This is a genomic window from Bacteroides sp. RTP31139st1_H2_RTP31139_211217 (assembly GCF_040227615.1).
Taxonomy (GTDB): domain Bacteria; phylum Bacteroidota; class Bacteroidia; order Bacteroidales; family Bacteroidaceae; genus Bacteroides; species Bacteroides uniformis.
Genome location: NZ_JBCNZM010000014.1, coordinates 14,046 through 27,567 on the forward strand (window position 1 = coordinate 14,046; position 13,522 = coordinate 27,567).

A 13,522-nucleotide genomic window follows, 5' to 3' on the forward strand; every position below is an offset into this window, starting at 1 on the left:
GCTTATCTGTTTCCCTATTTTTTCTGGGGAACAAATATACAACAAAGGGAAGATTTATCGAAGCAGTGGGCCGATTTTATTCTTTTTGAACAGAAAAAGCCCGTCCTGCTTCTTGGGGGCGAAGCAGGAACGGGCCTCCGTCACTCATAGATGATGATTGGATGAGATGATGATTGGAATATCTTTCGTTACAAGCACTTGACTTTTCTTTGATATTCTGCAATGGCTGCATCCAGTCGTTCGTGGGCGGTTGTGTCACCCGGAACGTTGTGCGACGGATGGATGTACAAGTGTACGCCACGGTCGGCAAGGATTTCAGCAACGGTAGTGATGGTCATCCATACCATGGTGACGAAACTCAATGTAGACAACGGACCTACCTTGTCGAAGTGGTTCTTCAAAGGTACAGAGGCGTCTACCAGGGGAACGCAGGAATCCACTACGATATCTGCCAACTGGAAGAGGTTCTTTCCGCTGGAGTGGCGGCTGGCCTTGTCGCCCGTTTCGCTGGCCGAACCGTATACGATAACTTTCATGCCGCGCTTCTTGGCTTCCAATGCCATGTCTATATTGACGGCATTGATACCGGTATGTGAGAAAATCCACATACAGTCTTTGGAATCAAAATCATAATTCTTCATGATTTCCTGGCCGTAGCCTTCTGCCCGTTCCAGGAAGAGGAACTGATGAATACCCATCTGGCCGATAATCTGTGTGAAGAATGTCAGAGGCAATTCGCAAAGTGGGTGGAATCCTACAAAGCTGCCGATACGCGGATACATTTCTTCTACGGGAATTGTTGCGTGGCCGCAACCAAACGTGTGGACCCAACGACCGGCTTCGATGGAATCTGCCATAACAGTGGCTGCTTTTTTGATGTTTTCCAACTGGGTAGCCTCCAGTTTTTCCATAATGCCATGGGCATTCTTTAACCATTCGAGTGCTAACATAACTTTTTTGTTTTTTAAGAAGTTAATAAATTTATTTGAGTGAGCGTTTATACAAAAGGAACATGACGGCAAGTGAGGCAATCATCAGATAAGGATAAAGCCCGATGCCATTGGTGTATTGGGAAACCATTCCCATCAGGCCGTTCATTGCAGTCTGGCCGACGAGGGCTATGGCAAGCGCCACGCTGAATGCTGTTCCCGATAAGGACGGGTACCGGCTTCCAAGAATGCTGAGTATCACGGGATACGTGGCCGACAGCCCCATACCTACCAGTACCATGCCGACTGCCGCGCGTGCAAACCCCGGCGAGAACATAAGGAAACAGAAGCCTATGGCAGTGAGCGTAAGGCTGTAGGGCAGCACGGTTTCCGGTTTTATCTTCTTGAATATCGCAACCTGCACCATACGTGCCACGGTCAGTCCCGTTACCATGCAGGTCAGTGCAATCAATGCCTGATTGGCCGGAATATCCGTCATCTGCCCAAAGTAACTCGTGGACCAGTTGTTGCAGACACCCTCGATGCCGCTTTGGAAAAAAAGAATGAAGCTGAGTAGCAGTAAGCTGCTTTCTTTCAGCAGTCCCAATCCCTCTTTTACCGGGAAACCTTGCGCCTGCTTAGGGGCGGGGAAGCGTACGGGGATGCAGAATATAATGCCCGCAAGCATCACTACGCCAATTCCCAGCAAGATGGTTTCGAATGAATAATGCCTGGAAAGGGAGCCCAGCAACATTGGTATGCCCAATGCGCCCAGTCCGTAGAACATGCCCAGAAAACTGAGGCGTGAGCCTTTTTCGGATTCTCCTGAGATGTCGGATACCAATGCATTGGTTTCTCCGTTGAGGATGCCTCCGCCCAGGCCGATGCCGACGATGGAAGCTTGCAGCAGTGGCACGCTTTCAAAGAAGGCAAGTCCTTCCATCCCCAGCAGTACGATGATGCAGCTGGGCACCAGCAGGGCTTTATGTCCGAACCGGTCTACGATGGGACCGAAAATCAGGGAACCGGCCAGCATGCCCAGAGGCAGGAAAGTGACCAGTGAGGTTGTCTGCAACCCGCTCAGATTCAGCTTGGCTATGAGGGATGGCAGCACTGCTCCCAATGTAATCATGGAGACTCCGAAGAAACACATCCCGATGCACGCTGCCGTGAATACGAGATTCTTGTGATAACTGTTACTCATACAAGTGATTTTTGATGGCAAGAAACGCTGCTCCTATCAGTCCGGCATTACCGGACAATTGAGAAGGTACAAATTCCACCTGCTTGATGCTGAGCGGTTGCGCCCATTTGCAGGCTTCCTTGTAAATGTCATCTATAAAGATACCGGCAGGGCCGAATACGCCTCCGCCCCAAATTATCTTCTGCGGGTTGAGCAGGCTGACCAGATTTGCGGAAGCCATGCCCCACATCTCGACAGCTTTGTGCAATACGGAGATGGCAATAGGGTCTTTTTCATTATAGGCACTGAACACATCATAGGCCGATATGCGACAGATGGGTTTCTGGCGCAGTTTTCCTTTATATGACTTGTTGGCGCGTACGGCATCGCGTACCCGTGCCCCGATACCATTGCCGGAAGCGTAATATTCGAAACATCCGCATGCGTCATACTCTTCCCGGTAGGGAGGTTGCAGGGCCATCCAGCCGGTGGCGCCGATAATGTCGTTGGCTCCGTGCAACACGTGCCCGTCGATGATGATGCCGGCACCGATACCGGTTCCCACGGCAATGAATATGGCACTGTGACATTCTTTGGCGGCACCTTGCCACATCTCTCCATACATATAGCAGGTACGGTCGCTGTCGATGTATATCTCGATGCCCGGAGGCGTTACACTGCGCAGCTCCTCATAGAGGGGGTAGTTGTCCCAGCCCGGTATGTTGGGGGCCCATACCCGGTTGGTTTGGGAGTAAACGATACCGGGGATGCAGACACCTATTCCGTCGATGTGTATACGGCTTCTGCGTGCTACGGTAAGAAGTTTGGCGAGGATATCCGCGGCGAGCTTGCCCACTTCGTGACCGGTTCTTCCTTTCAGGAGCCGTTTGCGGTTAAACATCATGCTTCCGTCCGGAAAGAAAATGGCGCTGGCTATTTTTGTGCCGCCTATGTCCAATGCGATTGTTGCCATGGTGTTATAGTATTTATAGGTTGATTCATTAAGGTTGTATGCAAAGCTATGAATTTATTTCATTCTTGAGGTGTATAAACTGAGGAAATTGTGTGTAAAAAGAGTGTCTAATCACTAAATTGTGTTTAATGTAATTACGCTTGGATGTACTCTTTCTCAACTAATTAGTTATATATCAGTGGATGAAACATTTTTTAGTGCAGGTGGAAATTCTTTGTTTTATGTTCGTTAACAAATCGGGTGGAAAGTATTCTTGTTTTTGCAGGTTCATCCCACGGAAAAATCCTATATTTGCCACTTACATAAGGAATATGTATGGAAACCAAATCTACGCTCTATAATGAGTTCCCTCTTTTTCTGAAGCGATATTTTTCCTATAAGGTACAGAAAATATCGCTGAATGCCGGTTTTACGTGCCCCAACCGGGATGGAAACAAAGGAGTCGGCGGTTGCACCTATTGTAACAACCAGACCTTCAACCCCGATTATTGCCGTACGGAGAAATCCATTACCCGCCAGCTGGAAGAGGGCAAGCAGTTCTTTGCACACAAATATCCGGAGATGAAGTATCTCGCCTATTTCCAGGCCTATACCAATACGTATGGTGAACTGGAAGACCTGAAGCGGAAATACGAGGAAGCCTTGTCGGCAGACGGGGTGGTGGGCCTGGTCATCGGCACCCGTCCTGACTGTATGCCCGACAGCCTGCTGGACTATTTGGAGGAGATGAACCGGCATACATTCCTTTTAGTGGAGTACGGCATAGAGAGTACCGACGACAAGACACTTTGCCGCATCAACCGCGGGCATACTTTCCATGCCGCCGCCGATGCGGTGGAAAGAACCACTTCACGCGGAATCCTGACCGGTGGGCATGTCATCCTCGGACTGCCGGGCGAGACGCACGAAAGTATCGTGGTACAAGCCGGCGTACTGTCCCGTCTGCCGCTCACTACCCTGAAGATGCATCAGCTGCAACTGATAAGGGGCACCCGCATGGCTTTAGAGTACCGGCAGCATCCCGAAGATTTCCATCTGTTCGGTGTGGACGAATATATCGACCTCGTGATAGACTATATCGAGCATCTGCGGCCGGACTTGGTGCTGGAGCGTTTCGTCTCCCAGTCTCCTAAGGAACTGCTCATTGCACCTGACTGGGGACTGAAAAATTATGAATTTAATCATCGGGTTCAAAAAAGAATGAAAGAACTCGGTGCATATCAGGGAAAGAAGTATGAAATGTGAGAAAAAAGAATTATTTTTGCCGCAACTTTAAATATGGAATCAATCTAAATAAAGAATAATTATGAACCCAAAAACAGTGATAAAAGGAAAAATCCACTACGTGGGAGTGAATGACCGCAATAAGCATTTGTTTGAAGGTATGTGGCCGTTGCCGTATGGGGTTTCCTACAACTCTTACCTGATAGATGATGAGACGGTCGCTTTGGTCGATACGGTGGACATCTGCTACTTCGAGGTGTATCTGCGCAAGATAAAGAGCATTATCGGCGAGCGCCCCATCCAGTATCTCATCATCAACCATATGGAGCCGGACCATTCGGGCTCTATCCGCCTGATAAAGCAGCATTACCCCGACATCATCATCGTGGGCAACAAGCAGACCTTCGGCATGATAGAGGGCTTTTATGGCGTGACGGGCGAACAGTACATGGTGAAGGACGAGGATTTTCTGGCTTTGGGGCATCATAAGCTCCGTTTCTATATGACCCCGATGGTGCACTGGCCCGAGACGATGATGACTTTTGACGAAACGGAAGGAGTCCTTTTCGCCGGTGACGGCTTCGGCTGTTTCGGTACGTTGGACGGCGGGTTCCTGGATACGCGCATCAATCTGGACAGATACTGGGACGAGATGGTGCGTTACTATTCCAACATCGTGGGCAAGTACGGCTCTCCGGTGCAGAAGGCACTTGCCAAGCTGGGCGGTCTGCCCATTTCCACCATCTGCTCCACGCACGGGCCGGTGTGGACGGAAAACATAGCCAAGGTTATCGGCATCTACGACAAGTTGAGCCGCTACGCCGCTGACGAAGGTGTGGTCATTGCCTATGGTTCCATGTACGGCAACACGGAGCAGATGGCGGAAGCCATTGCGGCGGAACTTTCTGCACAAGGCATCAAGAACATCGTGATGCACAATGTGAGCAAGAGCAATCCTTCTTATATCATTGCCGACATATTCAAGTATCGCGGACTTATCATCGGCAGCCCCACCTACAGCAACCAGATTTATCCTGAGATAGAATCCTTGCTCTCCAAGATTCTGGTACGCGAAGTGAAGGGACGCTATCTGGGATACTTCGGCTCCTTCTGCTGGGCGGGTGCCGCCGTGAAGCGCATGGGCGAGTTTGCCGAAAAGAGCAAGTTCGAGATTGTGGGCGACCCGGTAGAGATGAAGCAGGCCATGAAGGACATTACTTACGAACAATGCGAAAACCTGGCACGTGCCATGGCAGAGCGTTTGAAGAAGGATAGGAAGTAGTTGAAAATTAAGAATTAAAAAATTAAGAATTGAAGTTGAAAATTACCCCTAATTTATTAACCTAATAAAACAATCACAATGAGACTAATCATTCAACCGGATTATCAATCCGTATCAAAGTGGGCGGCACATTATGTGGCTGCCAAAATCAAGGCCGCTCATCCGACACCTGAAAAACCGTTTGTATTGGGATGCCCCACCGGTTCTTCTCCGTTGGGCATGTACAAGGAACTTATCGACCTGAACAAGAAAGGCATCGTGTCTTTCCAGAACGTAGTGACTTTCAATATGGACGAGTATGTAGGTTTGCCCAAGGAACATCCCGAAAGCTACTATTCCTTTATGTGGAACAACTTCTTCAGCCATATAGACATCAAGCCGGAGAACACCAATATCCTGAACGGCAACGCTGCCGACCTGGATGCCGAGTGTGCACGCTATGAAGAGAAAATCAAGTCCTACGGTGGCATCGACCTCTTCATGGGCGGTATCGGCCCCGACGGACATATCGCTTTCAACGAGCCGGGTTCTTCCCTTTCGTCACGCACCCGCCAGAAGACATTGACTACCGATACCATCATTGCCAACTCCCGTTTCTTTGACAACGACGTGAACAAGGTGCCCAAGACTGCCCTGACCGTCGGTGTCGGTACTGTGCTTAGCGCCCGCGAGGTAATGATTATCGTAAACGGACACAACAAGGCACGTGCCCTCTATCATGCAGTCGAGGGTCCCGTGATGCAGATGTGGACTATCAGCGCCTTGCAGATGCACGAAAAGGGTATCATCGTTTGTGACGATGCGGCCACCGAAGAATTGAAGGTGGGTACTTACCGCTACTTCAAGGATATTGAGGCAGAGCACCTGGATGCGGAAAGCTTGCTGAAATAAGCAAACTAATAAAAGTTTTGCAATTCCACCCTCACCACCCTCACCGCTTGTCTGCATCTGCTTGTTCATCGGTGTTTCAGGGGTGAGTGAGAGCAATTTAAAAGGGTGAGGGCAAATTTTGCCCTCACCCTTTTTGTTCTCCTGATTTTGGTTGACTGTTTTCAGGACAGGGCGTTATGTGATGAAAACGGGCTCTGCTCCGCTGTAAGGCTTTGGGTGCCAATGTTAAAGATACCAAATACTCACTGCAAAACCAGTGCATCGTTTTTGCAGTGCCGCTGCAACATAGATGCAGTGCCACTGCAACTGTTTTGCAGTGCTACTGCAACGCCTTTGCAGTGTTACTGCAAAAGATGTGCAGTAGGTTTGCAGTGAGGGCTTGTGATGAAAAAGCCATGGGCGTGCTTTCTTTTTTGCGGAATATGTGCTATCTTTGTCATACTTGTAATTTAAACAGTAGCAGCTATGGAATTGAGTGGCAGACGCTATCCGATAGGGATACAGAATTTTGAGCAACTGCGTACGCGGAATTGTGTGTATGTGGATAAGACGGAGCTGGTGTACAAATTGGTGAATACAGACCAAATTTATTTCTTCAGCCGCCCCCGTCGGTTTGGCAAAAGCTTGCTCGTGTCTACGCTGGAGGCCTATTTCCAGGGGAAAAAGGAACTTTTCGAAGGGCTGGCTATGGAACGTCTGGAGCAGGAATGGGAGGTTTGCCCGGTGCTGCACGTTGATTTCAGCTTGACGAAATATACTGAGCTGCGTGACTTGACGGGGCAATTGAATTTGTTTTTATCCCGTTGGGAAGAAATTTACGGAAAAAAGGAAGAGGAAGAGGGGGCGGCAGAGCGTCTGCAAGGCATCATCCTGCGTGCCTACGCCAAGACCGGAAAGCCGGTTGTAGTGCTGATTGACGAGTACGATGCTCCTCTGCTTGACAGTAATTCCGATGCCCTTTTGCAACAACAGCTTCGCAACGAGATGCGCAAGTTCTTCAGTCCTCTCAAGGGGCTGGGGCAATATCTCCGTTTTCTTTTTATCACGGGTATCAGCAAGTTCAGCCAGCTGAGCATCTTCAGCGAACTGAACAATTTGCAAAATATCAGTATGCGCGATGACTTCAGTGCCCTCTGCGGCATCACCGAGCAGGAACTGCTGACACAGTTGAAACCCGACATCAGGCAGATGGCCGAAGCCAACGGCGAAACTTACGAGGAAGCTTGTGCGCATTTGAAGCGGCAATACGACGGCTATCATTTCAGCAAGGCATGTGCGGATATTTACAACCCGTTCAGTCTGTTCAATGCTTTCAATTCCAAAGAATACAAGAACTATTGGTTCTCCACGGGCACGCCTACTTTCCTGATAGATATTCTGTGCCATGCAGACTTCGATGTGCGTGCGCTGGAAGGTGTTGAGGCTACCGATGAGCAGTTTGATGCGCCTACGGAACAGATAACGAGTCCCATCCCGGTGCTCTACCAGAGCGGTTATCTTACCATTAAGGGCTATGACCGTAATTTCCAAATCTATCGTTTGGCCTATCCCAACGGTGAGGTCCGTAAAGGGTTCATTGAATCCCTGCTTCCCTCTTACGTGCACTTGCCTGCCCAGAACAACACCTTCTACGTCGTCTCTTTCCTTCGCGACTTGATGAAGGGTGATGTGGAGAGCTGCTTGGAGCGTACCCGTTCCTTCTTTGCCTCCATTCCCAAGGATTTGGATAACAAGACCGAAAAGCATTATCAGACCATTTTCTATTTGCTGTTCCGGTTGATGGGGCAATATGTGGAGTCGGAAGTGAAGAGTTCCGTAGGCCGTGCGGATGTGGTGGTGAAGTTGCAGGATGCCGTTTATGTCTTCGAATTCAAATACGACGGTATCCCGGAAGAGGCGTTGGCTCAGATTGACAGCGAGCAGTATGCCATCTCTTACCGGGCAGACGGTAGGCGTGTGGTCAAGATTGGTGTGAATTTTGACAGTGCCACGCGGACGATTGGTGGGTGGAAAATAGCTAAAGCTGATTAGAAACTCTTGTAAGTATGCTTATGCCATATTTTTATGGTTTTCTCGTTTTTCTTCAAGTATTTTATCTGCTGCGCAATGGTATCTTACCATTTCTTATCAGGCGAGCACGGTAAGAAGAAGATTAAGATTGGTGTCCCTTGTAAAAAAATGCTTAACTTTGGGGCGGATTAGTATTAGACACACCACATGGACGAGAAAAGAGAGAGACGACAAATGCTATTGACATGCGTTGCTATAGGGATTATTGCAGCAATAATTACCGGTTGGTTCTTGTATCAGAACCGGATGGAGTTCTGGAAAACGCAGGCACGGAGTACTTTTCGTGTGGCTTTGGGAGAGGAGTTGCAGAAAAGAAATATGGAGATACCTTTCTATGTGGAGGAGAATATTGACTTATCCATCATGGATGCCAATGACCGAAAGAAGGAACTGATAAAGGTATCTATGATAAGTAAATATGGAGAAAAAAGTTTCATCATACCTTATGAAAAACATATTCATAATATAGAGCGTCTTTCTGATTGGAGGTTAATACGTTCGATTGTACTTGAAGACCACCCTTTGATTGCCGACTCCTTGAACTTGCTGTGGAAGGAATTGTTGGGGCAGATTGAGTATCCCGGAAAAACGGTAGTACGCATATCTGTGACGGATTGGTGGGAGCATGAGGCTTGTAGTTATTCCGAAGACTCTCTTTATTTGTCAAAATCGGATAGTTTGGATACTCATTATTTAGGATATAGATGCGAAGTGGGTGTCACCGGATACCTTTATGGTCCTTGGTGGATGATTTTTTCTTGGAAGGATATGTTTTTGCTGGGTGCTTTGATTGTCTGTTGCACTTTGCTGTACTTTGTGCACGACTATATGAGTCGGATTTATCATCGTCTTTTTGTCAAGGAAATATCTGTCGTTGTAGAAAAGGAAGTTCCGGTAATTGTCTGCCATGAAAGTCAATTACATATTTATCGGTTGGAGGATGGATTACGTTTTGATGCTGATTTGGATATGTTGAAAAACGGTGATTTGTGTTTGAAGTTGACTCCACTATCGGCCAAATTGCTGCGAGGTTTTTTGGATGCCAAAGACTTCAAACTGTCTAATGATGAAATTCTGAATCTACTATGGCCGGATGGTAACGGTACTTTGAATAATCTGCATACAAATATCAAAAGATTACGTGGATATTTATCTCGAATTTCAAATTATAAGATAGAAAATAAAAACTTCAGTTACCAATTAAAAAATCCCCATTTCATCGAAGAAATCCCAGAGTAAGTAGTCTCTCTACAATAGGCTGGCAATAACTGACAATGCCTGTTTTTACTTGATTGTCAGTTATTGTCAGCCCGAAAATTTGGATGAAGCTTTTGTTTTCTACACCTTTGCCACCATCATTCAAATTGCAGTTATTAATATGAAAAACATGAAAAAGAAAATCTTATTTATTGGTTTGTTTTTGGTAGCAGTCGTCGCATCCTTTCGATTAAATACCAAATGTAAAAAATTAGAGTACTTGATATTGGAGAATATAGAAGCTTTGGCATCCGGAGAATCGGGGAGCGATTATAGATGTGCTGGCGTTGGTTCTGTGGATTGTCCGATCAATCATAGTAAGGTACAATATGTAGCAACGAAATATAGCTTTGAAGAACTTTATTAACATATTGTTCTTGTTCATTGCTTTAACGGCATGTACCTCTACTCCCCACTGTGAAGGATTGTCTTATACAGATTTCTCGCAAACGCGGGAACTGAAAGGAACAGTTATTCCGCTGGATACAGCTTTGTTCCGTTACCCTTTCCGTATTCGGATACAGGGAGATAAGGCTGTGGTGATGGATTTGCATGGGACAGACTATTTCTGTCATGCTTTCAGTTATCCGGAATTTCACTACATATCCTCTTTCGGCAAGCGGGGAGAATCTCCCGATGAGCAGATTTCTGTCGAAAATATCCGGTGGTATGGGGAATCTTTGTGGTCTCTCGATGCCAACAAGTCTGAATTAACTCGGTTTGGTTGTGATTTATCCGGTGATTCACTGTTTCGTCAAGAAGCAGTGAACCTGGATAAAGATATTCTTCGGGCTTTGGACTTTGTGATGGTGGATGATTCTACCTTTATTATTCCCGATTATTCGGGAGACAACCGTTTTTGTCGGGTGAACAGGCAAGGCGGACTGTTGTATAAAATGGGGGCAATCCTTTCTTCCAATGAGGATGCCATGAAGCATGCTCGTCCTGCATTGGCGCAGGCATGGCGCAGCTTCATCGATTACAATCCCCGAAACGGAGTGCTGGCGGCGGTCACCCAACTGGGCGAAGTGCTTGAAGTCTTTAACTTGAAAGACAGCACGCACGTGGTACGTATCGGGCCTCATGGCGAGCCGGAATTCAAATTGTCAGAAGGTTATGGCATTCCTACGGGCATCATGGGCTTCAGCGATGTGCAAGTGACGGACAGTGCCATTTATGCCGTCTTTCACGGACGTTCTTTTAAAGAAATAGCCCAGAATGCACGGAAAAGCATCCAGGTGGATGGTGGACAATATATTTATGTATTCAACCTGAAAGGAGAACCTCTCTGTAAATATGTACTCGACCATTGTATCTATGGCATCTCTGTAAATGAGCAAAAAGGGACGATTCTTGCTACGGATGTAAACAAGGATGAACCGATAATAGAGTATACAATGAAATAAAAGAAAAATATAAATAGGAATGGAGAGGAACGGATGGCAAACGTCTTGTTGGTGCATGATGAGCCGTCCGTTCCATAACCCACCCAGAAAGGAGGTCGAGGCAAAGATACGGATTTGGATTGAATAAGCAAAATGTATGCTTTTCCATTGAAAGGATAGATATGGAAGACAAAACAAAATATTATTGATTAAGAAAAATAAAGAAAACAATGAAAAAGATAATGAAAATAGCTTTTGTTGCAGCATTTGCGGCAGTGGCAGGATATGGTGTTTATGCTAACCAACAATCGGAAGCTATGTCTGATTTGATGTTGGCTAATGTGGAAGCATTGGCCGACTGTGAAATAACTAAAGGTGGTAGTGTGAAATTGAAATGTACTGGTGATGGCTCTTGTAGTAAAAGTTATTTAGGATACACTTTAACTTGTGATGGTACAAAAGTAGACTAAATTTTAATTGCGGTACTCTTGCTTTAGCTTGAGTACCTTTAATTGACAATAATGAAAAAAAAAATGTGTATATTGAGTGTTGTGATATTCATAATCTTGATGTCAGGGTGTGTACAACCTAAAAGGGAAAAAGTGCCGGTTCAAATATTGGATAGAGAGCTTTTAGCAAAAGCAAAAGTGTTACAAGCAGATACAATGGGCACTTTCGATGAATTTATATATGCGAAAAAATTCTGGGTTTATGCAGATAGCATATTGATAGTACTGAACAAGAAACATAAAGATGGATATTTTGTGGAACTACATAACTTGTTTACTAAAGAAAATATTGTTAAATTGTATAGATTTGGTGATGGTCCAGATGAAATGCTTAGTGCCAGAGTTGATATGAATGGGAAAACATTACTCGTCAATGATTTCGTAAAAGGGCAAGTTGCGGTTGTGAATTTAGACTCCCTTTTGAAAAATACTACATATACAACTCTTCCTATTCGACATCGGGCAATCGGAAGTCCTACTGCCGTACCTTATGGCGATTGCTTTTTGTTGGAAAATCCATACTGTTTTGCTGATGAGAATTTGAAGATAGAGCAGAATGCTCCCCGTTTTATAGTGACAGACGCTAAGAGGTCGTATGTAGAAGAGGTAAAATATAAATATTATACAAGAAATGTGACAGTAGATGGGTGTATTATCATGAATGATTTTAATGATAGGATAATATATGCTTGTATGCATAAGTCAGCTATGGAGATTTATGACAAGGATTTAAATTTACTACGAATGATAGAGGGACCGATAGATTTGAAAACAAGATATAGTCTAGATAGTGAGTCGGATATAGGTATTGAAATTAGTTTTAAAGATTATATTCCATATGCTTATTTGACCTATTGTACTGATAAAAATTATTTTTATTTGTCTTATGTTGGTGATTATTTGAAAATAGGAATGGGGATGAAGGACTTTCCAGGATGGATACTGAAATTTGATTGGGATGGTAGACTAGTCAATTGTTTTTCGGTAAGTGGTTGTGTACGGGCTATTTCAAAAAGTGAGAAGGAACGTGCTTTATATGTGACTGTTTTAAACAGAGAAGATGTACCGGTTTTACTAAAAATGTATGAAGACGAGATTTAGTTTTTGGTTTATAGCTGTTTTGTTATTAGTGGGCTGTAGTTCTATGACAAAAAAAATGGATGGAATGATGGAGGCGAATGATATTCTACGCTTAATGGTTTGTGAAAAGATGGCGACAGACTCTCAATACGATGCATTGATGGTTAATTTTGAGAAAATATTTGAGAAAAAAGTAGAACCATTTACTGGATTTATTTATTTGTTAAATTCAAACTGCTCTTTTTGTGTTGGTCAGTTTTTAGGCTTTTTATCTTTTTTGGAGAAAAAAAATGTAGATTTGCCTATAGTGGTAATTGTGGAAGAAGGAGGTAGTGTTTCTGCGCGATTTTATATGAAACAAGTAGGTTTTAGTGAATTGGAAAAAATAGAGTTTATAGAGGACAGTAAAGGAGAAATCGTATCGGAAAATTTAGAATATTGTAGTGGAATAGTTACTTATGTAGTTGAAAATAAAAAATATGATAGTGTATTATGTGGAGAAATAAATCTTTAACGTGTGAAAAAAGGGAATCGAAACTTAATTTGTATATTTTCTATTAAGGCTAATAATCAAGGGAATTTCAATGAAACATAGCGGTAAACTGTAATGTGGAGTCATCCTGACTAACTAATTAGTATCAAGGATATATGTGAGATGTTCTATTGAAGAAAAGAGGGGAATTTTATTACTTTGAAAGAAAAATCAAAAGTAAGGAATATAAAATGGCAGATTTTAATA

The 13,522-nt window shown here is 44.9% G+C and carries 13 protein-coding genes; 10 read left to right on the forward strand and 3 right to left on the reverse strand.

All coding sequences use genetic code 11. The annotated features are described in order from the left end of the window. Window positions 1-188 precede the first annotated feature (188 nt). Genes ABUA47_RS03555 through ABUA47_RS03565 form a run of 3 tightly spaced genes read right to left on the reverse strand, consistent with a single transcriptional unit; the run spans window position 189 to window position 3,085 of the window. A complete protein-coding gene (locus ABUA47_RS03555; RefSeq protein ID WP_005823892.1) occupies window positions 189-950 on the reverse strand; it encodes a sugar isomerase domain-containing protein in 762 nt (253 codons plus the stop codon). Between the two features lie 31 nt (window positions 951-981). Then, complete coding sequence (locus tag ABUA47_RS03560; RefSeq protein ID WP_005835254.1) at window positions 982-2,133, reverse strand: MFS transporter; 1,152 nt, start codon at window positions 2,131-2,133, stop codon at window positions 982-984. Further along, complete coding sequence (locus ABUA47_RS03565; RefSeq protein WP_035450155.1) at window positions 2,126-3,085, reverse strand: ROK family protein; 960 nt, start codon at window positions 3,083-3,085, stop codon at window positions 2,126-2,128. Before ABUA47_RS03565 ends, ABUA47_RS03560 begins: the two co-directional genes overlap by 8 nt. 315 nt (window positions 3,086-3,400) lie before the next feature. On the opposite strand from ABUA47_RS03565, the gene ABUA47_RS03570 reads away from it, so the two are divergent. From ABUA47_RS03570 to ABUA47_RS03615, 10 genes are all read left to right on the forward strand, one after another. Then, the gene (locus ABUA47_RS03570) at window positions 3,401-4,330 is read left to right on the forward strand and encodes a TIGR01212 family radical SAM protein (RefSeq protein ID WP_035450153.1); all 930 of its coding nucleotides are present in this window, start codon (window positions 3,401-3,403) and stop codon (window positions 4,328-4,330) included. Between the two features lie 61 nt (window positions 4,331-4,391). After that, window positions 4,392-5,591: an FprA family A-type flavoprotein gene (locus ABUA47_RS03575; RefSeq protein ID WP_005835258.1), complete on the forward strand. Its 1,200-nt coding sequence runs from the start codon at window positions 4,392-4,394 to the stop codon at window positions 5,589-5,591. 78 nt (window positions 5,592-5,669) lie between these two features. Next, window positions 5,670-6,482, forward strand: a complete 813-nt coding sequence (nagB, locus tag ABUA47_RS03580) for a glucosamine-6-phosphate deaminase (RefSeq protein WP_005823882.1) — start codon at window positions 5,670-5,672, stop codon at window positions 6,480-6,482. Window positions 6,483-6,947: 465 nt separating this feature from the next. Next, window positions 6,948-8,513 carry an ATP-binding protein gene (locus ABUA47_RS03585; protein WP_035450152.1) on the forward strand — a complete coding sequence of 522 codons (1,566 nt, stop codon included), beginning with the start codon at window positions 6,948-6,950 and terminating at the stop codon, window positions 8,511-8,513. Window positions 8,514-8,699: 186 nt separating this feature from the next. Then, window positions 8,700-9,791 carry a helix-turn-helix domain-containing protein gene (locus ABUA47_RS03590; RefSeq protein ID WP_349824537.1) on the forward strand — a complete coding sequence of 364 codons (1,092 nt, stop codon included), beginning with the start codon at window positions 8,700-8,702 and terminating at the stop codon, window positions 9,789-9,791. Between the two features lie 49 nt (window positions 9,792-9,840). Next, window positions 9,841-10,176, forward strand: a complete 336-nt coding sequence (locus tag ABUA47_RS03595) for an NVEALA domain-containing protein (RefSeq protein WP_349831425.1) — start codon at window positions 9,841-9,843, stop codon at window positions 10,174-10,176. Further along, window positions 10,160-11,215: a BF3164 family lipoprotein gene (locus ABUA47_RS03600; RefSeq protein ID WP_044468875.1), complete on the forward strand. Its 1,056-nt coding sequence runs from the start codon at window positions 10,160-10,162 to the stop codon at window positions 11,213-11,215. Before ABUA47_RS03595 ends, ABUA47_RS03600 begins: the two co-directional genes overlap by 17 nt. 209 nt (window positions 11,216-11,424) lie before the next feature. Beyond that, window positions 11,425-11,664, forward strand: a complete 240-nt coding sequence (locus ABUA47_RS03605; RefSeq protein ID WP_035450150.1) for an NVEALA domain-containing protein — start codon at window positions 11,425-11,427, stop codon at window positions 11,662-11,664. 51 nt (window positions 11,665-11,715) lie between these two features. Beyond that, on the forward strand, window positions 11,716-12,804 hold the full coding sequence (locus tag ABUA47_RS03610; protein WP_133303864.1) for a hypothetical protein: 1,089 nt from the start codon (window positions 11,716-11,718) through the stop codon (window positions 12,802-12,804). Beyond that, the gene (locus ABUA47_RS03615) at window positions 12,788-13,297 is read left to right on the forward strand and encodes a hypothetical protein (protein ID WP_035450144.1); all 510 of its coding nucleotides are present in this window, start codon (window positions 12,788-12,790) and stop codon (window positions 13,295-13,297) included. The genes ABUA47_RS03610 and ABUA47_RS03615 overlap by 17 nt, the downstream gene beginning before the upstream one ends. Window positions 13,298-13,522: the final 225 nt, after the last annotated feature.